Here is a 20,468-nt window from a genome sequence, read left to right on the forward strand (position 1 = left end):
TTATTAATCCTCCCATGTCAATTTTCCTTTTCTCCGGAACCAATTCAATATTCTTCTTTCAATTTTTCTGTTTATCCTTGTCGCAAAACCATCTGTTTGGGCAACAGGCACAACGAGAATAGTATGAAAGCCGCTGCGGTTCCCGCCAAGAACATCTGTAAGAAGCTGATCTCCTATTACGACTGCTTCTTCTTTACTTAACTTCATTTCTAAAAGCGCTCTGCGAAAGGCTTTCCCCATCGGTTTTCTGGCCGCAAAGATAAAAGGAATGTTTAAAGGATCAGAAAAAGACTTTACTCTTCCTTCCTTATTATTTGATACGATTGTAACTTTTATATTGTTTTTCTTCATATCTTCGAACCACTCTATTATCTTTGGTGTCGCCAAAGGGCGGTCCCATTCAACAAGCGTGTTGTCAAGATCTGTAATAATTCCCTTTACTCCCTTTTCTTTCAGAAGTTCTGGTGTTATTTCGAATATATTTTTGACAAACTGATCAGGCAAAAAATTATTTAACAATGATTGACACCTCTTTTATCTACTAGTTGATCAGAAATTATTTGCATTTAAGGTTTTTCACGTTGTATGTATGTCACACTGATTATTTTCCATCCGAAAAACAATTTTAATGAAAGTAATATTATACCTTTTTCTACCCGTGAAAAGAAGTTTATGTCTGTTTTTTTTTATATTCTAAAAATATTTTTCGACAAAAATCGCAAAATTCCGCATTTGTGGATAACCTTATTCACATTATACCCTTTGTTATAATAAACATCTTTATACTTACAAACAACTTAACCACAGGTTATCCACCATAGATTGTGGATAAGAGAACAGTTGTTCTAAATGTTTATTTTTGTTAAAGTTAGGTTACTAGATAATATATTCACTAACCGTTTACAGAATTTACAAAATATGGATTGGAGGTGATTTCCTGACATGCGCAAACTGTCAGATGAATTGTTGATTGAGTCATATCATAAGGCTAGGGAATTGGATTTAAGCCCTGAATTTATACGTCTCATTGAAACAGAAATCCACCGACGTTCATTAAGCAATAAGATAAAAGTTTCCTCCTAACCCGCCTATCGCGGGTTTTTTTTATTCTGTGCATTTAGCTTTTTAATTCGCCGATAAGCTCTCCCATTTTAACTTGGAAAGGTGCTTTTATATCTTCCCGAAGTTGAAATGCATCTTTTTCAAACAACAGAATAACGGTTGATCCAAAAGAAAAATAAGCAATTTCCTCACCCATATCAACCATATTTTGCTGATGACTTAAAATAATAGAGTTGATGAACATTGCTCCTACCTTAACGACCGCAACATTATGGCTACTATTTGTTTTCACTTCCGAAATTGTTCGGTAGTTTTTAGAAAGAGGATTTTTTCCGTATTTTAAGCCATATTTATTAACAGGGTATGATTTTTCTCCTGCAGTCCATTGCTTAACTATTTCTCCGGCAACAGGACTGTGAATGCGATGATAATCACTTGGGCTCAAATAGAAGATCAAATATGTACCGTCCTCATAATCTCCTATTGTGTCGTCTTTGTCCAGCATCTCTTCAATGGAGTATATCTTGCCTTTCACTGTAATTGTTTTGTCTTTTTTAATTTTGCCGATGTCTTCAATAACAGCATCAACAGGACTTATTACACCATTATGCTTGTTATGTATTGCCCTGACGCCAGATTTTAACTTTCTAACAAAAAATTCATGAAGATTCGAAAACGATTCAACACTTTCTTCCGCTTCCCCAAGGTTTATTTGGTATACTTTGGAAAAGGAAGGGATCACCTTGGTGCTGATTTTTGAATGAGCAAATTTTTTTATCAGCATAGAACTCCACCTGCTGTTAGTCAGTTCTATTAATAATCGGTAAAAAAACTGTTTCAACGAAGAATCCTCCAGTAAATTGTAAATTTTTCTTTACGAACAATCATATATTACATTAAAATTAAATATTATTATATAAAAAATAAAGTTTGTATGAAATAAATTTCATACGAGGAGTGAATGGGATGTTTCTACATGAAGTGATAGAACAAACCGCAAAAAAGCTAAAGGCACAGATTGCCAATTTCCTTACCCTGACAAATCTAGGTCTTGGCGGGTTTTCCATTATTTTCAGCTTAAAGGGCCAAATTCAGCTTAGTCTTTTATTAATATTTATCGCTGCATTAGCAGACAGGTTGGACGGAATGGCTGCACGCAAGTTCCAAATCGAATCAGAATTAGGAAAGCAGCTGGATTCTATGAGCGATATCATTTCTTTTGGAGTTGCTCCAGCATTGTTGATTTACCAGGCAGTATTGTTTGAATTTAATGCAGTCGGTTCTTTCTTTGCCGTCTTGTATATTTGCTGTGGCGCATTTCGTTTGGCGCGATTCAACATTACAGAAAACAACGGCTTTTTCACTGGTTTGCCGATTACAGCAGCTGGGTGCATCATCACCTTCTTCAGCCTGGGTATAAACTATGTTCCGCCTCAAATGTATTTGTTTCTTCTTCTGATTTTATCTGTTTTAATGATCGCTAATTTCAAATGGAGAAAAATATAAAAGGATGCCTGCAGGCATCCTTTTTCCATTTACCTAGTTAACTCCATAAATTCTTCCACATCTTCTATGCATACTTTTATGGCGCTTTCCCAAAAAGCATCATCTGTTAAATCCACATTTAAATGCTTTTTCGCAAGCTCCTCAACAGACATGCTTGCCGTGTCTTTCAATAGGGCGATATATTTCCTTTCATATCCTTTTCCTTCTTGAATGGCTTTGGCGTATATGCCAAGAGAAAATAAATAGCCGAATGTATATGGGAAGTTATAAAAAGGAACTCCTGTGATATAAAAATGCAGCTTAGAGCCCCAGAAGGACGGATGATATTCTGCCAATGCATCTCCGAAAGCTTCTTTTTGCGCATCTGTCATAAGCTCATTTAGTCTTTCCTTGCTTACAAGCCCTTTGCGTCTTTCCTCATAAAATCTGGTCTCAAAGAGAAAGCGTGCATGTATATTCATTAACAAGGCAACAGACCGCTGAATTTTATCCTCTAACAGACTGATTTTCTCTTCTTTAGTCTTAGCGTTTTTCACAGCAGCATCTGCGACAATCATCTCAGCAAGCGTAGAAGCTGTTTCTGCCACATTCATCGCATAATTGCGGTTCAGTGTATGCATATCCCTCATTGCATATGTATGGAAGCCGTGCCCCAGCTCATGTGCTAATGTGGATACGTTAGACGGCGTCCCAGAGTATGTCATAAAAATTCTTGATTGCCCGCTTTCAGGAAAGTAAGTATGGAAGCCTCCTGGTCTTTTTCCGTGTCTGTCTTCTGCTTCAATCCATGCGTTCTCAAAAGCCTTCTTAGCAAAACCAGTCATTTCCTCCCCAAACTTCTCAAAGTGATTGAGAATGAATTCTGCACCCTCCTGATAACTCATCTTTGATTCAGTCTTGCCAATCGGAGCATCAACATCATACCAAGTCAGCTTATCTATGCCGAGCATCTGGGCTTTCCTATTTAGGAATTCAACGAAAGGCTTCTTATTATTGCTGATTACCCTCCACATTGCTTCAAGCGTTTTTTCTTCCATTCTGTTATATTCAAGAGGCTCTTTGAGCACATTATCCCAATTTCTCATTTCATATGTATTTAACCGGAATCCAGCAAGATGGTTTAATGTCTTCGCCAATACAGCACCTTTCTCATCCCAGGCCTTTTCCCATTCAGCAAAAACCTTCTTGCGCACTTTTCGATCTGGATTGGAGAATTTATTCGCTGCCTGCCCTACAGACAGAAACGTTACTTCACCATTTTCTTCAAATGGGATTTGTATACTGCCCACAACTGTATCATACATTTGTCCCCAGCCGTGATAGCCGTCAATACTAAGCTTATTGATTAGCATTTCTTCTTTTTCGGAGAGCTTCTGCCTGGCATTTGTTCTTCTTTCTGTAAGAACGAAAGACAGTTCTTTCAGCTCTTCATCTTTAAGAAGAATCGCCCATTGCTTTTCCTCATATTGCGATAATTTTCCGTCAAATATGGTTAAAACATTCTGAAACTTGGCACTAAGCTCCGTTACCTTCCCCCTTAGGGCATCTGCCTCTTTATCATTCATGTTTTGCGCCTGCAGACAGCTGACGAATGCGCCTGCTTGACGGATTTTTTTGACAGTTCCTTCAAACAGGAAAATAATATGCCGCACCGTCTCCCTTTCGGCTGCTCCATCCATTGGAACATATTTACCTACAGCCCTTGCAAATTCTTCTATATTACTTCCAGTTTCATCAAGATGTTGTACAAATGCTTGCGAACTGCTTCCTCCAGGAAAAAAAACATCCAAATCCCATACATCAGAAAACGTTTTGTTTGTCAAAGTTATGCGCCCCCTTTATTACTTCTTATATTATTATAGTTTTATTATTAAAAAATTTCTATCTATTATAATAGAAGAAAGCAAAAACGATACTAACCAAAATATGTTTTCAGCAAAAAAAATCATTTGCCTAAAGGATGGCAAATGATGAATAATCACGCTTAATAGAAACAGTTGCCAAATGCCCAAATTCCCCAAAACAAAATAATGATAATAAACAGAACAATCAATAATGCATACCATGCTCCGTATCCTTGCTGTGCACCATAGCCGTATCCAGCTTGAGGCGGGTAGCCACCAGCTAAAAACGGTGCCCCTGGCACGGATTGATATGGGTAGCCGAATGCTTTCATAATGAAACCTCCCCTCCCTATTAACCTATTCGGCAGATAGCCTGGTGGGTTAGGCGCCAGTCCTATTTTTATTGATTTTCTATGCTCATAAAAAACTTGAGTCTTTATAAAAGACCCAAGCACTGTAGTTTTATGATTCTGTCAAAATGATGGTTGCATAGCCTGCATCCTTGGCTCTGTCTTCCATCGCTTCCGCATTTGCACGATTTGCAAAAGCTCCGATTTGGACTTTATACAGATTGTCCCTAAACAATACTGCTGCCTCAAGCCCATCTCGTCTTGCTTGTTCTGCTAAGCTGTCTGCATTTTCTTTATTCCTGAAGGCTCCGATTTGCACCTTATATAGATCTCCAGAACCGCCGCCGCCTGTATCTTTTTTGTTTAGGTTAAAGGCATCGGCTATGCCTTCTGCATGTCCTCTTGCCAATGTGGAAAGGAAAGAAGCGCTTTTCAGTTTATTTGCATCCGTTGCATTGTCAATAAATCCGTTTTCTGTCAAGATAGCCGGCATATTAGTTTCTCTTAGCACATGGAAATTCGCCTTTTTCTTACCGCGGTCGCTCCAGTTAGATAGGTTGATTATACGATTATGAATTGCCGTCTGGTATGTCGTTGTTGGAGCACCAACTCCAGTGTAAACATAGCTTTCAAATCCTATCCCTCCGCCTGCATTTACATGAACAGAAACAAAATAGTCAGCTCCCCATGCGTTGGCAGCATTAGATCTTTCTGAAAGGCTGACCGTTTCATCAGAGGTTCTGCTCATCCTTACTGTTACATCTTCGTATTCACTGACAAGCATATCTCTAATCATTGTCGCAATTCGCAATGTGATATCCTTCTCCTGAATTCCATTTCCCACAGCTCCTGGATCAGAGCCGCCATGGCCTGGATCAATAAATATTTTCGCCATTATAATTCACCACCTTACTATTATTATAGAAAGGCGGTGCATCATTGCTTGTACGTATGACTAATTTGTAATTAAAACAAGATCCTTTTCCATCCTGTCACTAAACAGAACGGTTTCCCTAATACTTCCGTCATCCGCTTTGTAGTACATTGATTTTCTAATGATGTTACTCTCTGAGAAGCTTATAAAAATAATTCTTTCAACTGAATCTTCCGTAAGACCATTTATATCGACAGCATCCATTTCGGCTGGATAGCTGTAATGGTTGACTGTACACAAATCAAAACGCCACACTTCATTTCCATTCATAGCGTCTGTCATTGACTTGTAATCCCCTAACTGCAACGCCTCTATATCAGCTTTATTATGAAGGTTTTTCAGTGTTGCTTTCCACTCATTATCACTGTGTTCACATGTATCCTCAATGCCTGCCTTCACGTCTTTCGCCTCCTGTAAAGGCGAGATGATGGCAGTAATTAACACGGATAAAAAAAGCAGCTGTTTCAATAGCATTTAGTCTTCATCCTCCTACTGGGTAGTTCTTACATATCCGCTTATACGCTTATTTATATTTCAAAAACATTACTATTATTATATTTTATTTACAAATTGCGAATTTTTTTCAGGAGGGAAAATCAGCTGAAGTGTAGGGCATGTACTTTTTAAAGAATATGTGTTTACGAACCAATAAATGATAATATTTTCCTTTTCATCAAACTATCCTACCATTCCTGCCACATAGTAAGAATATGTAGGAAGGACATGCATAAATATGTAAGGAAGGAGGAGAGAAAATGAAGAAACGCCTTGCAGCAATCGTTGTAATTGTTCTGCTTGCCTTTATTGCATATGTGGAGACACCTACTGCAAAGATTAATGAGGATTATGTTTATTTTTATGGTGAGACAACGGAAAGTGAACCGGCAAGCACGTCTTCGGAGGTGTATGGAGCGCCAGAATTAGAATATAAATTAGAAGATACGCAGGTAGAGGATGGATTTGTTGTAGAAACATACAGAGAATACGAGATTTATAAGAATCGTGAGGGTGAAGTTGTTAAAAATGTTCCTACTTCTAATCGGGAATATTTAAGATACAAGCAATAGAAGTTTCGTTGTGACAAAAAAGAGGGCTGCACGAAAGACAGCCCTTTGTTTAGAGGCTAATCCTGCCCCTTTCTCCGTTTTTCCTTTTCCGCCCTGTAAAATTCATGGAACATCTTCATTAGCGCTCTTTTTTCAATACGGGAAACATAGCTTCTTGAAATACCAAGCTCTTTAGCAATTTCCCTTTGGGTTTTTTCCTTTTTTAAGTCTAGCCCGAATCTGCCGACAATAACTTCTTTTTCCCGTTCATCCAACACATCGATATACTCTTTCACCTTTTCCAGCTCCATATTCAATTGAATCGTATTTACTACATCTTCGGATTCCGACTTTAATACATCGATTAAGCTGATTTCATTTCCTTCCTTATCCTGACCAATCGGATCATGCAAGGATACATCTTTTTTTGTTTTTTTCAGTGCTCTTAAATGCATAAGTATTTCGTTCTCAATACATCTTGCTGCATATGTGGCAAGCTTCGTTCCTTTCCCTTCCGAAAAGCTTTCTATTCCCTTTATCAACCCAATTGTTCCGATAGAGATTAAGTCTTCCGAATCCTCGCCTGTGTTTTCAAACTTCTTCACAATATGTGCAACAAGCCGCAAATTATGTTCTATCAACATATTCCGTGCATGTGAATCTCCCTCTGCCATCAGTCTTAAGTACTTCTTTTCATCTGATGCAGACAACGGCTGGGGAAAGGCGTTATTTTTTACATAGGACACAAGAAATAACAGTTCTTTTACTAAAAGCCCGAGTGAATAAATTATCCCAGACATATTTCCACCTCCACTTTTGCCTATACTCCATTACTATGTAAAGGTCGAGGATGTCTTGCATGTCCTCGCTCGAATATTAATAGGAAAATATCCATTAATTATGTTTACGATAATCTGCCGCAGGGTATAAAGGACATCCTAAAAAAGTATAAGCAGTCATTAAAGCGGAATTATATTTTTAGAAATAAGGTAAATTAAAAGAGGATTTTTCTTTCCTTGGCTGGAAAATAGGAATAAAATGGGCTTATGCGTTTTTTTAACAATAATTGGACAACTTTTCGATAGGAGAGGTGCAGATGGATACAAAATATTTAGACCTGCTAACAGAAAAATACGATAGTGAAGAAAAAGTAGTGACAGAAATAATAAATTTGGATGCCATTTTAAACCTGCCAAAAGGGACTGAGCATTTTGTCAGTGACCTGCATGGGGAATTCCATGCGTTCCAGCACGTCTTGAGAAACGGCTCTGGAAATGTAAAGGAAAAGATTAAAGAATTGTTTCATGAAGAGCTTTCCAAAAAAGAGATGGACGAGTTTGCTACACTTGTTTACTATCCTGAGGAAAAGCTCCAGCTTGTTATCAACTCATTCGAGTCAGACCAATTATTGTACGAATGGTATGTGGAAACGATTGAAAAGATGGTTCGCCTAGTTTCCTATGCTTCTTCCAAATATACTCGTTCTAAGGTTCGCAAGGAGCTGCCGAAGCAATTCGTGTATATTATTGAAGAGCTGCTGTATAAAAAAGACGAACTCGACAATAAAAAAGAATACTACTCAAAAATCCTCCAAAGAATCATCTCCCTTGGTCAAGCAAGCAAGCTTATTACAGGGTTAGCATATACGATTCAAAGACTGGTAGTGGACCATTTGCATGTAGTTGGCGATATATACGACAGAGGCCCTCATCCTGATAAAATTATGGAAACCTTAATGGACTATCATTCTGTTGACATTCAGTGGGGAAATCATGATGTTTTATGGATTGGTGCATTTGCCGGCTCTAAAGTATGCCTTGCCAATATTATCCGCATATGTGCACGCTATGACAACCTTGATATTATTGAAGATGCTTATGGCATTAATTTAAGACCATTGTTAAATCTTGCAGAGAAATATTATGAAGATAACCAAGCCTTCCGTCCGAAGCTGAATGCTAAAAGGGAAGAAATTGGCGAAGAGAATATCCTGCAAATCACTAAAATCCACCAGGCTATCAGCATGATACAATTTAAATTAGAGCAGCCGATTATTAAAAGAAGACCAGATTTTAAGATGGAGCACCGTCTCCTTTTAGATAAAATCGATTTCAAATCAAATACGATTGTTTTGCATGGTAATACCTATCAACTTGAAAACACTTGTTTTTCAACCATTGATCCATCTGATCCGGCAAAGCTTTTGCCTGAAGAAGAACAAGTTTTAGAAAAGCTGCTTTTTTCGATTCAACATTCTGAGAAGCTTGCAAGACATATGACTTTCTTAATGAAAAAAGGCAGCCTTTATTTAAAATACAACGGCAACTTACTGATCCATGGCTGTATTCCGTTAAATCAAGATGGCAGTATGAAAACAATGGAGCTAAACGGCAAAGAGTACAGCGGCAAAAAGCTGCTTGATGTGTTTGAGAAATACTTGCGCGAAAGTTTCTCTCATCCTGAAATAACGGATGACCTGGCAACAGATATGATTTGGTATTTATGGACAGGCGAAAATTCCTCGCTGTTTGGAAAGAAAGACATGACTACCTTTGAGCGCTATTTCATCAAGGAAAAAGCGATACATAAAGAGCAGAAAAATCCTTACTATCAGTTAAGGGAAGAAGAAGCAACTTGCAGAAGAATCCTTGAGGAATTCAACATGAATCCTGATCACGGCCATATTATCAACGGGCATACGCCTGTTGAAGAAATAAACGGAGAAAATCCGATTAAGGCTAATGGAAGGATGATTGTTATTGACGGCGGCTTTTCCAAAGCATATCAATCTAAAACAGGGATAGCAGGCTACACCCTTCTTTACAACTCATATGGCATGCAGCTAGTGGCACATAAACGTTTTATTAGCAAAGAAGATGTTCTCCAGACAGGAACAGACGTCCTTTCTGTCAAAAGAGTTGTAGACCGAGAGCTGAAGCGAAAACGAGTTATGGAAACAAACATAGGAGAGAAATTGCTCGAGCAAAGAGACGACCTCCAGCATCTTCTCGAATACAGGTACAAAGTGAGATAATTAGAAGCTCATGCATCACTATGATGCATGAGCTTTTTTCATTGAGATTTCTTGCCGATTCTTTCTAACCACCACTTAAATTCTGCCGAAAGCAACAAAATAAATATATGCATATAGCCTTCTCCTTTTAAGTTTCGTTAGGTGGAGTCTTTCTCCACCCACAGGATTGATTGACGCCTTTGCAAAATGATAATCATATTGTTCACCCTTTCTTTTTTCTTTTATTAAACATTATAAATATCGATGATGTGACATATGTTTGTCTTTCTGCTCTTCCATTAACTTTTCAATTCTTGCTTGATGCAAATGTTCCTCTGTACTTACTTTCCGCTTGCGAATAATGAGGGTAAAAAACAATAGATTCAGTGTCATTTATACCACCTCCTTCTTAGTCGTACTTTTCTTACTTAAAACATATTTCTGGGAAAATCACCTAGCAGCAATTGCTTTTGGTTGTTTTCTTCTATTAATTGCTCCATTAGCAAATCATGCATATGTTGCTCATGCGATTTTTGATTTTTTTTAATCGTTATCGACATAAATAGAATATTCAGTGTCATTTGCTCACCCCCTTTACGTTGCCATTACCATTATTTAACTAAAATGTTAATTTTTAATTAAAAAGGCGCAAAAAAACCGCAGTTAATCTAGGCTCCTGCGGCACTTTTTAAAAAAAGGCATATAAAAAACCGCAGGGACAGAATTCACCTGCGGTTGGATAGGCTATTATAATGAATTAGCTATTCCAAATTATCACTGGTTGAATTCGTGCATAAACATATTGAGTTGTCATTTTGCCTGCTGCTCCGATAAATACGTTTTGCATATCATTCAACCTCCTTTTGAAATAGTTTTTACATTGGCAATTATATCCTCGATTTCCAGTTTTGTAAACCCCTTTTTCCAGATATGGGTTTTTTATATTAAAGTTTTTGAATAATAGGTTTAATGCTTGTATTTAAAGGGCATAAAAAAAAGAGCATGATTTTCTCATCCTCTTTGTAGCATATATATTTTATTACATATCGTTATCTGTCATATCACTGATCATTTTTTTGTATTTCTTTACTTTAGCGAAAAAGAAAATAGATGTACCTAATGTTAAGACTGAAGTAATTGCCATCGCTTCATCATGCCATTTCACTTCATGAACAGCCGGAACGATAACCCCTAAATAAAAAAAGACTCCAACAGCTAGCAAAACAATGGCAAATCGTTTGTAGTCTGCCAATTTCCCCGACAAGTCCTTCAACGTTTTCTCCATTTTTATCCCTGCTTTCTACTTTTCTATAACTCTACTGTACCATAAGCATGGTCGTCTTTTCTTTAGCAATTGATAGCATGTTAGGAAAATAATAACAAGAAAAAAACTGCCTTCTATAAAAGGCAGTTTTCTTCTTATTTTAAGCCTTGTTCCAAATCCTCTAACAAGTCCTCTACGTCTTCTAAACCTACTGAAATGCGGACAAGTCCATCGGTAATGCCAAGTTCTGCTCTTCTTTCTGCTGGAATAGATGCATGCGTCATTTTTGCTGGTACAGATATTAGACTTTCCACTGCCCCAAGACTTTCTGCTAAAGTAAAATACTTTACTTTGCTAAGAAGCTTATCGGCATTTTCTGCACTGCCAACATCAAAGCTGATCATTCCGCCAAAACCTGACGCTTGTTTTTTACTGATTTCATGATTTGGGTGTGTTTCCAGTCCTGGATAGTACACTTTAGATACAGCAGGATGCTTTTCAAGGAATGCGACGATTTCGCTGGCGCTTTTTTCATGTTCCTCCATTCGAATACCTAACGTTTTCATTCCGCGGATTAACAGCCATGAATCATGCGGTCCAAGCACTCCTCCAGTGGAATTCTGAATAAAATGCAAATCTTCTCCTAGTTTCTCATTCTTAACTGCAACAAGACCTGAGACAACATCGCTATGGCCGCCTAAGTACTTTGTAGCACTGTGTAAGACGATATCTGCACCGAGTGTTAATGGTGTTTGCCAATATGGTGTGGAGAAGGTATTATCAACAATCGTTACTAATCCAAGCTCCTTCGCTGCAAAGGAAGCTGCTTGAATATCAGTGATTTTCAGCAACGGATTTGTCGGTGTTTCGATATAAAGTGCCACGGTATTTTCTTTTACTGCTTCTTTTATATTGTCGATATCGCTCGTATCAATAAAGGTAGCTTCTATTCCAAATTTATTAAGCACCTTTGTTATTACCCGAAATGTGCCACCATAAACATCATCTGTTATTAAAATATGATCGCCTTGTTTAAACAGCATTATAACCGCCGTAATAGCTGCCATTCCGGAGCTAAATGCAAATCCCCTAGTTCCGTGCTCTAAATCCTTTATAAGCTCCTCCAGGGCGTGGCGGGTAGGATTGCCTGTTCGTGAATATTCAAACCCTTTATGATTGCCTACTCCTTCTTGCTTATAAGTGCTGACTTGATAAATTGGAACATTGACAGCACCTGTATGCGGATCTCCTGGTATTCCTCCGTGAATGAGCATCGTTTTGCGTTTCATTTAAATTCCTCCTTCAAAAATCTTTTTACTAATATAGCGGTCGCTGCTGTCCGGTAGGATTACAACTATATTGGTGCCTGGTGCAGCTAGTTTCGCTTCTGCCAAGGCGGCATATAGGGCTGCCCCTGAGGAGCTTCCCACAAGCAGGCCTTCCTTAAGCGCTGCCTCATTCACCTTTAAAAAGGCATCGCTATCACTGACTGTATAAATTTTATCGAAGTAAGCTGGGTCCATATAAGGTGGCAGAAACTCCATCCCAATCCCTTCTGTTTTATGAGGGCCAGACTTCCCGCCATTTAGGATCGATCCTTCTGGCTCGACAATAACCGTTTTTATTGAATGTTTTTGTTCTTTCAAATATCGGGCGGTACCCATAAATGTCCCGCCCGTACCTGCACCTGCAATAAAAACGTCAATATTGCCTTCGAGCTGTTCCCAAATCTCCGGTCCAAGTGTCTTGTAATAGGTGTCTGGGTTTGCTTCGTTTTCGAATTGGCCTGGAATAAAGGAATCGGGAATGCTTTTTTGCAGCTCTTTCGCCTTTTCAATCGCACCAGCCATTCCTTTTGCTGTTGGGGTATGGACAATTTCTGCTCCTAATGCCTTCATAACTTGCTGTTTTTCCACGCTGAATTTTTCTGGCACACAGACGATTACTTTCACATCTTGATTTAATGCTGCAAGAGCCAAGCCGATTCCTGTATTCCCTGCAGTCGGTTCAATAACCGTTCCGCCTTTCTTCAGCTTCCCTGTCTCAAAAGCATCTTGGATCAACTTGATTCCCAGTCTGTCTTTAATACTTCCTCCTGGATTATAATACTCAAGCTTTGCAAATATACGAACTTCATTGGGCAAAGGAAAATGGGTAATCTCAACCATTGGTGTATTGCCAATAAGCTGATGCACATTGTTGTAAACTCTCATGATCATTTCCCTCCTTCTATATATCATTGCCTGTTTTGCTTCTAACTCTGTTTGCAATTTATACCGATTACCGCTTATCACAGCTATTCCTATTTGAATAGTCAGAATTAAATGCTAGAATCGGGGAAGTTCCTATTATTAGGACTCCCCGCTATAATCAGTTCATTTTTTGAACGATTCCCACTACTAAGTTCGCCGAATGGACTGCTGCCTTTTCTAAGTATTGATCAAAGGAAAGATGTGATTCTTTTCCAGCTATATCCGATAGAGAACGAATGATAACAAATGGAATTTCATGCTGATAGGCAACTTGAGCTATTGCAGCTGCTTCCATTTCTACAGCCTGTAATCCAGTGAATTTCGTCTTGATGAAGGCTGCCCTTTCCGGATCATTAATAAAGGAATCACCTGTTGTAATAAGGCCTCTGACAACAGCATACTCCCCTATTTCCTTCGCGCTTGATTCAGCTATCTGGATTAGACCATTATCTGCTGCAAAACTCGCAGGCATTTGCGGTACTTGACCGTATTCATAACCAAATATAGTCGCATCCACATCATGATGTCTCACTTCGTCTGAGATGACAACATCGCCGACATTCAAGTCAGGGTTTAATCCTCCAGCAGAGCCTGTATTGATTAAATAGTCCGGTTTGAACGTTTGCAGCAGAATAGTCGTGCTCATCGCAGCATTAACTTTGCCTATGCCTGAGCGAAGCAGCACAACATCCTTCCCAGCAAGATTACCTTCAATAAATTGAAATCCGGCAATTGTCTGCTCTTTTTTATTGTCCATTTGTTCTCTGAGTATGGCAACTTCTTCTTCCATTGCACCGATTATTGCTATTTTCATGTACTTCCCTCTTTCTAAGCTACACTTTTGTTCCTTCCATGATCCAAACAAACTCATTTAAGCGGGTGAATGCGGCAGTAAAGCCTGCTTCCTCTAACATCCTCTGTAATACGGGAATAGTGGAATAGTATTCACGAGCTAAGTCTTCAGCCAGGTTATGGAAACCACTTTTTGCAGCGGCATCTTTTGCTTTTTCATAGTCTTCTTCGGAACGAAACATCGTATCCGCAAAAACTATTTTACCAGATGAAGGCAGTAAATTACTATAAAGAGTAATTGCTTCTGCTTTTTCTTCATCTGTTAAATGATGAAAAGCATAGGTGCTCACGAAAACATCTGGCGCACTCTCTGTTGAGAAGTTAAGAAAATCTCCATCCTTCACCACTGCTTTTTCATTCAGCTTCTCCTCTGCTAATTTCCGCATAGCTTTGGAAGGCTCTATACCTGTAACAAACAATCCTTTATCTGCAAGCTTTAAAGTCAAGTTCCCAGTGCCTGGGCCAAATTCGACTACTGTGCCGTAAGCCCGGTTTGCCACTTCATCTAATATCTGTTCGTAGTTTCGGAACACTTCTTTGTATTCTATATCTTTTGTTAAACTTTCATCATAAGTGTCAGCCCATTTTTCAAAGATCTCCATAAATTCTTTACCCATTTCTCATGCCCCTTTCATAGCAAACAATTCCAATATACATACTATGAATTAGACAAGAGTCATGTTCATAATTTACCACATCCCCTATGCCTTTTTCAATAATTGTGTTGAAGACAATGTCTCCTTGTTTCATGACATATGATAAAATAGGAAAAGAGACTATTTTATTTATTGAAAGGAAGTAAAGGATGAATTTCCAGCTAGATATTATAAAGGATAAAGTAGAGTTCTTTGAAGGTGATTCTTTAAGTACTATCGAAAAAAAAATTACAGAACAAATTGAAATTAACAAAGCAATCCTGCTTGAGGTCCATTCTGTCAATCACCAAACAACACTCCAAGAAAACGGCAGACCTTATCATACGGTTATGGTTCATTTTAAAATAAAAAAATAACAAAAAAGAAACTGCTTATAAGATTATAAGCAGTTTCACTCATTTAACGTATATTTAAATCATTGATTTCCTCTACTTTTGTCGGTTTCCAGCCGCTGCCGTCCACCCACTCAATATAAACGCGATATTTTTCGCTTTTATCCTTTGTAGAAACAGTGCCGATTGATTTATTCTGATCTTTATTATTGTTCCCTAAAAACCAAACAACCATATTGCCTTCATCTATTCCTGTTCCGTATGCCAAAGCTTTTAACTGTTCATCCCAATCAACACCTGCTGAGTAGGAAGCTGTATGTTCACCTGACTGCGTTGTTCCAACAGGCTCCCATGAAGGATTCTCGATGGTTTTAATGACGTTTGAATCACTTCCGCCTTCGGTGATAATAGCCTCTCCATCTTTTTGTGTTTCCTGCTCTTCATCACTTTCAGAGTCATCTGTACTTTTTGCAGCATCATTATCTGCTTGAGCGGAAGCTTGCTCGTCTTTTGTACTCTCTGTTTGGGCAGTTTTCTTATTTTCCTGGTTATCTGTCTTATTATCACCATCACTGAAAATGGAATAAGAGACAAAAACAATTAATGCTATCACAAGAATGATTAAGGCATTAAGAATAATATTCGTTTTTTTCCTCTTTGAACGCTGTTCAGATCTGCTTCGAACATTATCGTTAGTGTCTGTGCTCAACTTGTTTCTCCTCCCTATTGTTCATACATTTGTATTTACTTTTAATTAATATCTGTATTTAAGCCAACAAAGGCTGTACATATTCTATCATGACTTTTGAATAGTGAAAAGGAAAATGGGTATTTTCTATTGAGCATGACTCTCTTCATGGTCATAAACCGCCTTTACCATATCAGCAAATAGCGGATTGACTCCTCCTTCATCTGCGAATACCTCAAGGTTGACTGCAACTAAGGCATATTTGGGTTTATCATATGGAAAATAGCCTGCAAACCACTTATTATGAAGCTGTTCCTCTCCCTTATAGATGCCAGTCTCTGCCGTACCGGATTTACCGGCAACTTCATACGGCAAGTCTTGAAACCATCTTCCTGTACCTTCTTTGTTCTCAACAACTTCTCTTAAGAGCTTCTGAAGTTCTTGTGCTGTATATGGCGAAATCGTTTCACCATCTAGCTTTTTCTGATCGAATTTCACCAATGTACTGCCATTTTTATATTCTATCTCAGAGGCCACTCTGACTGCCTGCTTTTCCCCGCCTCTGGCGATTGTAGCCATCATGTTGGCAACAGCTATTGGTGTAACCCTGACTTCATTCTGACCAATGCCTGTCAATGCTACATAATTCTTATCCTTTTTTGCATCCTCTGAAAGGAACACTCTGCCTTTTTCTTCATCTTGTATTTGCTTAAAGTCGCTTGAATGAAAAATAGTCCCTTCCCAGCCTGTCGTTGTTGTTAAAGACAGCTTCTTTGCGTAATCTTCTAAGATATTTTTGTCAATATCCTTTAACTCATTGGCAATTGTTGCGAAAGTATTATTGCAGCTGACAGCAAAGCTGTTTGTGAAATTAAGCATACCATGCTGATAAACAGGGTCTGGATCTCCATTTATTTTTTGGCTGCAGTTATAAATGGCATCATCATTATTCAATTTATTATCTATCGCAGCTGCTGCCACTACGGTTTTGAAAACAGAACCGACTATCTGCTGTTTAAGCATAAAATTATTAATACCATCTGTTTCATAAGGATTTTTATCAATAATAGGACGAGATACCATAGCGGCAACTGAATTTGTCTCTATATCTAAAAGCACAAGTCCGCCTTTTTTGATATTATGCTTGTCCACCAGCTCTTCTGCCACTTCTTGTAATTCTTTATCAATGGTCGTTTTAATATTTACAGGATAAAATGGATTGCCAGGCTCCACATATTTAACGTTCGTTCCAAACAACGGACCTCCTGTGGCATCGACATGATAGACAAGCTTAGATTCTCCATCTGGGAGAAGAAACTCATCAAAGCTTTTTTCTAGTCCCGTTAACCCGATTAATGTGTCATAAGACAGTTTTTTGTCAGGGTATCTTATTTCAAGCTCTGCTTCATTTTGACCGGTAATCCCTAACAGTTGTTCAGCTAACTCATTTTGGACCCTGAATTTTTTATTAACGGCAAATACACCGGGAATTTTCAAATTATTAATATCGGTCATTTGTTTTGCGGAAAGCTCTACCGGCTTGCTGCCACCAAGGACTACAGGCTCTTTTGCCTCCGCTATCGTTTTCGTTAAAGTATATTCAGTTGTCCCAATAATATCCGCAATTTTTCTACTGTCCCATTCCATATTTTTTAAAAACGGAAATAAAATAAGAACTGTTTTCGTTTGCTGTGTCAGCGACTCCCCATTTCTGTCCAAAAATCCCCCGCGGCCGTTATCCAGTACCATCTCCTGTGATCGTTGCTTCACACTAGCTTCCACTAAGTTAATATTATGTTTAGTAAAATGTTCTGTTTCCACAAGCTGTATCTGCACAAGTCTTGCAAGCAGCACAACAAGCATACAAATAAAAAATACACCGATAAATATTGCTCTCTTTCTCCACATAAAAAAACACCTCATCAAGAGTGTTGACGAGGTGTCCTTTTTTCAAACAATTACCGTGAAATTGTTATTTAATTGTAACGATTTCTACATTCATTTCTCCACCAGGTGTTTGAACAACTACTTTATCGCCGACTTTTTTGCCGATTAGGCTTTTTGCAATCGGTGAATCATTGGAGATTTTACCTTCGAACGGATCAGCTTCTGCACTGCCCACAATTGTGTATGTTTCTTCGTCACCATCAGGAAGCTCAATGAAAGTAACAGAACTACCTAGTGAAACAGTGTCACGATCTAATTCATCTTCTGAGATGATCTTCGCATTGCGGATCATGTTTTCAATTGTAGTGATGCGTCCTTCTACAAACGCTTGCTCTTCTTTCGCAGAATCATATTCCGAATTCTCTGATAAGTCTCCGAAGCTGCGCGCTATTTTAATACGTTCAACGACTTCTTTACGTTTAACCGTTTTTAATTGTTCTAGTTCTTGTTCCAGTTTCTCTTTACCAGCCAATGTCATTGGAAATTCTTTTTCGATAGCCAAAATGTTCACTCCTTAAAGTATCCAGCACAATCTATATATTTTGATTGTTGGTTTATGGTATGTATTAAAGTTGATGATGTAAACTCAAGCTAAATTACTAATAGGATGAGTTTAATACGTATTCCGAAAAAAAGAAAGCATTTTCTTTCAAAAAAAGAATAATTATTCCCTAAAATGCATTATTTTAGGGAAATAATAATGCCTCTAATCCTTTATATAAAAGGGGTTAAAAGGTAAAATCAAAGATTTTAAAAAACCTTCTCATTTCTCTCGTGAAAAAATAAATTACAGAGCTTATAATAACGATTTTTGCTCAAGAATCGTCTGTATCTTCGTTACCATTAAGTCGATAGCAACGTGATTTTGACCGCCTTCTGGAATGATGATATCAGCATAGCGTTTTGTCGGCTCAATAAATTGATTATGCATCGGTCTTACAACACTCACATACTGATCAATAACAGAGTCCATTGTTCTACCTCTGTCTTGAATATCCCTAACAAGCCTTCTAATAATGCGCAAATCTGCATCTGTATCCACGTACAGCTTCATGTCCATTAGATTGCGAAGTCTTTCATCCTCTAAAATAAGAATGCCTTCCACAATAATAACATCACGAGGTTCGACAAGTATTGTCTCATCTGATCTCGTATGCATGGCGTAATTATATACAGGTTTATCGATTTTTTCATACTTAAGCAATGTTTGGATATGTTCAATTAATAATTCTGTATCAAATGCCAACGGATGATCATAATTTGTTTTTAGTCTTTCTTCAAATGGAAGATGTGATTGATCTTTATAATAATAATCCTGTTCAATCATCAGGATGGAATGTCCTTGAAAATGCTCAAAAATAGCTTTGGTCACGCTTGTTTTTCCTGATCCGGAGCCACCTGCGACACCAATTACAACTGGTTTGCGCTGCATGCTTTAGAGCTCCTTTCTCATCATGTTATTTGGAAATACAGGGTGATCCACTTTAAATTTAACAATTTGCAGCGGATGGCGGGCTGCATCAAGCTCATTGCCTTTTTCATCCCATATCGTATCAATAACTGTCGTAAAATTAGATATTTCTGGACCGAAGAATTCTACTTCCTGTCCTGGTTTAAAGAAGTTGCGCTGCTGCAGCGTTACAATCTTTTCCTCTTTGTCATAATCAAGAACAAGTCCAACAAAATCAAAAGTTGTCTTTTTGCTATGATTACCAAACATTTGCTCTTTATACCCTGGCTGCCCTTCAAAGAATGCTGGTGCTGTTTCTCTGTTTGCACATTTATCCAGCTCTTTCAGCCATTCTTCGTCAATAACAAAATTATCAGGATCAGCACAGTAAGCATCAATTACTTTACGGTACACGCTGACAACTGTTGCCACGTAGTGAATAGATTTCATACGACCTTCAATTTTCAGACTGTCAATGCCCAGTTCAATCATGCGGGGAATCGATTCAATGAGCTTAAGGTCTTTAGGACTCATCGCAAAAGGTGCATCCTCTTCAGAGAAAAGCGGCTTTTCTTCTGTGTTTTCCAGTCTGTACAGATCATAATCCCAACGGCATGATTGACAGCATCCGCCTCTGTTAGAATCCCTTGCTGTCATATGATTGCTTAGTGTGCATCTTCCAGAATACGCAATACACATTGCTCCATGAATGAATGTCTCGATTTCAATATCGACTTTTTCTTTCATTTCCTGGATTTCTTCTGCACTGGTTTCACGGGCAAGCACAACTCTTTCTAAGCCCTCTTCCTTCCAGTACTGAACAGCTTTCCAGTTGGAAAGAGACTGCTGTGTGCTTAAGTGTACTTCTATTTCAGGTGCTACTCTGCGGCATGTTTCAATAATGAGCGGATCAGCAACAATAATGCCGTGAATGCCTGCTTCTTTTAATCCAAGCAGATATTCTTCCAGTCCGTCGATATTTTCATTATGCGCAAAAATATTTGTTGTTACATATATTTTCGCATCATAGTTTTTTGCAAATTCCACTCCCTCTTTCATTTCCTCGAAAGTGAAATTTCCAGCGTTAGAACGGAGTCCATATTCTTGGCCTCCGATAAAAACCGCATCAGCTCCATAAGCAACGGCTATCTTCAATTTTTCAAGATTGCCTGCAGGCGCCAAAAGCTCCGGCTTTTTGACAATGATTCTTTTACCGTCTCGAATTTCAGAGATAGGTGTTTTCACTGCTGTCATCGTCTGTACTCCTCCTAA

Annotated in this window: 24 protein-coding genes; 5 read left to right on the forward strand and 19 right to left on the reverse strand. The window is 38.3% G+C overall.

Annotated elements, in window-relative coordinates:
* Window positions 1-3: 3 nt before the first annotated feature.
* On the reverse strand, window positions 4-519 hold the full coding sequence (locus L8T27_RS13720; protein WP_233313085.1) for a YqeG family HAD IIIA-type phosphatase: 516 nt from the start codon (window positions 517-519) through the stop codon (window positions 4-6).
* A 423-nt stretch (window positions 520-942) separates the two neighbouring features.
* On the opposite strand from L8T27_RS13720, the gene L8T27_RS13725 reads away from it, so the two are divergent.
* Window positions 943-1,083, forward strand: a complete 141-nt coding sequence (locus tag L8T27_RS13725; protein WP_233313084.1) for a sporulation histidine kinase inhibitor Sda — start codon at window positions 943-945, stop codon at window positions 1,081-1,083.
* A 34-nt stretch (window positions 1,084-1,117) separates the two neighbouring features.
* On the opposite strand, the gene L8T27_RS13730 is transcribed toward L8T27_RS13725, so the two are convergent.
* Window positions 1,118-1,903, reverse strand: coding sequence for a phosphatidylserine decarboxylase (locus L8T27_RS13730; protein ID WP_237941728.1), 786 nt, complete (start codon window positions 1,901-1,903; stop codon window positions 1,118-1,120).
* 125 nt (window positions 1,904-2,028) lie between these two features.
* Here L8T27_RS13730 and pssA point away from each other — a divergent pair, with 125 nt between their 5' ends.
* The gene (pssA, locus tag L8T27_RS13735) at window positions 2,029-2,568 is read left to right on the forward strand and encodes a CDP-diacylglycerol--serine O-phosphatidyltransferase (protein ID WP_233313083.1); all 540 of its coding nucleotides are present in this window, start codon (window positions 2,029-2,031) and stop codon (window positions 2,566-2,568) included.
* Window positions 2,569-2,597: 29 nt separating this feature from the next.
* Here the strand turns inward: pssA and L8T27_RS13740 are convergent, their stop codons facing one another.
* The 4 genes from L8T27_RS13740 to L8T27_RS13755 all read right to left on the reverse strand — a co-directional run bounded on the left by L8T27_RS13740 (window position 2,598) and on the right by L8T27_RS13755 (window position 6,170).
* Window positions 2,598-4,391 (reverse strand): M3 family oligoendopeptidase, encoded by a 1,794-nt coding sequence (locus L8T27_RS13740; RefSeq protein WP_233313082.1) that lies wholly within the window; start codon window positions 4,389-4,391, stop codon window positions 2,598-2,600.
* Between the two features lie 161 nt (window positions 4,392-4,552).
* A complete protein-coding gene (locus tag L8T27_RS13745) occupies window positions 4,553-4,744 on the reverse strand; it encodes a sporulation protein YjcZ (protein ID WP_237941729.1) in 192 nt (63 codons plus the stop codon).
* A gap of 130 nt (window positions 4,745-4,874) precedes the next feature.
* The gene (locus L8T27_RS13750) at window positions 4,875-5,657 is read right to left on the reverse strand and encodes an N-acetylmuramoyl-L-alanine amidase (protein ID WP_233313080.1); all 783 of its coding nucleotides are present in this window, start codon (window positions 5,655-5,657) and stop codon (window positions 4,875-4,877) included.
* A gap of 60 nt (window positions 5,658-5,717) precedes the next feature.
* A complete protein-coding gene (locus L8T27_RS13755; protein ID WP_237941730.1) occupies window positions 5,718-6,170 on the reverse strand; it encodes a hypothetical protein in 453 nt (150 codons plus the stop codon).
* Window positions 6,171-6,451: 281 nt separating this feature from the next.
* Between L8T27_RS13755 and L8T27_RS13760 the strand changes: the two genes are divergently transcribed.
* The gene (locus L8T27_RS13760; RefSeq protein WP_233313078.1) at window positions 6,452-6,763 is read left to right on the forward strand and encodes a hypothetical protein; all 312 of its coding nucleotides are present in this window, start codon (window positions 6,452-6,454) and stop codon (window positions 6,761-6,763) included.
* A 56-nt stretch (window positions 6,764-6,819) separates the two neighbouring features.
* Here the strand turns inward: L8T27_RS13760 and sigK are convergent, their stop codons facing one another.
* Entirely contained in the window at window positions 6,820-7,542 is a 723-nt protein-coding gene (sigK, locus tag L8T27_RS13765; RefSeq protein WP_233313077.1) for an RNA polymerase sporulation sigma factor SigK, read from the reverse strand.
* Window positions 7,543-7,838: 296 nt separating this feature from the next.
* On the opposite strand from sigK, the gene L8T27_RS13770 reads away from it, so the two are divergent.
* Window positions 7,839-9,776 (forward strand): fructose-1,6-bisphosphatase, encoded by a 1,938-nt coding sequence (locus L8T27_RS13770; protein WP_237941731.1) that lies wholly within the window; start codon window positions 7,839-7,841, stop codon window positions 9,774-9,776.
* 231 nt (window positions 9,777-10,007) lie between these two features.
* Here L8T27_RS13770 and L8T27_RS13775 read toward each other — a convergent pair whose 3' ends face one another.
* The 7 genes from L8T27_RS13775 to L8T27_RS13805 all read right to left on the reverse strand — a co-directional run bounded on the left by L8T27_RS13775 (window position 10,008) and on the right by L8T27_RS13805 (window position 14,740).
* Complete coding sequence (locus L8T27_RS13775) at window positions 10,008-10,148, reverse strand: YrzI family small protein (RefSeq protein WP_233313075.1); 141 nt, start codon at window positions 10,146-10,148, stop codon at window positions 10,008-10,010.
* Between the two features lie 35 nt (window positions 10,149-10,183).
* The gene (locus tag L8T27_RS13780; RefSeq protein WP_233313074.1) at window positions 10,184-10,336 is read right to left on the reverse strand and encodes a YrzI family small protein; all 153 of its coding nucleotides are present in this window, start codon (window positions 10,334-10,336) and stop codon (window positions 10,184-10,186) included.
* A 458-nt stretch (window positions 10,337-10,794) separates the two neighbouring features.
* Entirely contained in the window at window positions 10,795-11,040 is a 246-nt protein-coding gene (locus tag L8T27_RS13785) for a YrhC family protein (protein ID WP_233313073.1), read from the reverse strand.
* A gap of 134 nt (window positions 11,041-11,174) precedes the next feature.
* Complete coding sequence (locus tag L8T27_RS13790; protein WP_237941732.1) at window positions 11,175-12,308, reverse strand: bifunctional cystathionine gamma-lyase/homocysteine desulfhydrase; 1,134 nt, start codon at window positions 12,306-12,308, stop codon at window positions 11,175-11,177.
* Entirely contained in the window at window positions 12,309-13,232 is a 924-nt protein-coding gene (locus L8T27_RS13795; protein WP_233313071.1) for a PLP-dependent cysteine synthase family protein, read from the reverse strand. It lies immediately after the preceding gene.
* A gap of 157 nt (window positions 13,233-13,389) precedes the next feature.
* Window positions 13,390-14,085 carry a 5'-methylthioadenosine/S-adenosylhomocysteine nucleosidase gene (gene mtnN, locus L8T27_RS13800; protein ID WP_233313070.1) on the reverse strand — a complete coding sequence of 232 codons (696 nt, stop codon included), beginning with the start codon at window positions 14,083-14,085 and terminating at the stop codon, window positions 13,390-13,392.
* Between the two features lie 19 nt (window positions 14,086-14,104).
* Window positions 14,105-14,740 (reverse strand): class I SAM-dependent DNA methyltransferase, encoded by a 636-nt coding sequence (locus L8T27_RS13805; protein ID WP_233313069.1) that lies wholly within the window; start codon window positions 14,738-14,740, stop codon window positions 14,105-14,107.
* Window positions 14,741-14,928: 188 nt separating this feature from the next.
* On the opposite strand from L8T27_RS13805, the gene L8T27_RS13810 reads away from it, so the two are divergent.
* Window positions 14,929-15,135, forward strand: coding sequence for a DUF2536 family protein (locus tag L8T27_RS13810; protein ID WP_233313068.1), 207 nt, complete (start codon window positions 14,929-14,931; stop codon window positions 15,133-15,135).
* A gap of 43 nt (window positions 15,136-15,178) precedes the next feature.
* Here the strand turns inward: L8T27_RS13810 and L8T27_RS13815 are convergent, their stop codons facing one another.
* The 5 genes from L8T27_RS13815 to L8T27_RS13835 all read right to left on the reverse strand — a co-directional run bounded on the left by L8T27_RS13815 (window position 15,179) and on the right by L8T27_RS13835 (window position 20,450).
* Window positions 15,179-15,820, reverse strand: a complete 642-nt coding sequence (locus L8T27_RS13815; protein WP_233313067.1) for a YrrS family protein — start codon at window positions 15,818-15,820, stop codon at window positions 15,179-15,181.
* A gap of 126 nt (window positions 15,821-15,946) precedes the next feature.
* Window positions 15,947-17,707, reverse strand: coding sequence for a peptidoglycan D,D-transpeptidase FtsI family protein (locus tag L8T27_RS13820; protein WP_237941733.1), 1,761 nt, complete (start codon window positions 17,705-17,707; stop codon window positions 15,947-15,949).
* Between the two features lie 64 nt (window positions 17,708-17,771).
* The gene (greA, locus tag L8T27_RS13825; RefSeq protein ID WP_233313065.1) at window positions 17,772-18,248 is read right to left on the reverse strand and encodes a transcription elongation factor GreA; all 477 of its coding nucleotides are present in this window, start codon (window positions 18,246-18,248) and stop codon (window positions 17,772-17,774) included.
* Window positions 18,249-18,542: 294 nt separating this feature from the next.
* On the reverse strand, window positions 18,543-19,178 hold the full coding sequence (gene udk / locus L8T27_RS13830) for a uridine kinase (RefSeq protein ID WP_233313064.1): 636 nt from the start codon (window positions 19,176-19,178) through the stop codon (window positions 18,543-18,545).
* Between the two features lie 3 nt (window positions 19,179-19,181).
* Window positions 19,182-20,450 (reverse strand): peptidase U32 family protein, encoded by a 1,269-nt coding sequence (locus tag L8T27_RS13835; protein WP_233313063.1) that lies wholly within the window; start codon window positions 20,448-20,450, stop codon window positions 19,182-19,184.
* Between the last annotated feature and the right edge of the window lie 18 nt (window positions 20,451-20,468).

The sequence above is a fragment of the Niallia sp. Man26 genome (genome assembly GCF_022049065.2).
Classification (GTDB): Bacteria; Bacillota; Bacilli; order Bacillales; family Cytobacillaceae; genus Niallia.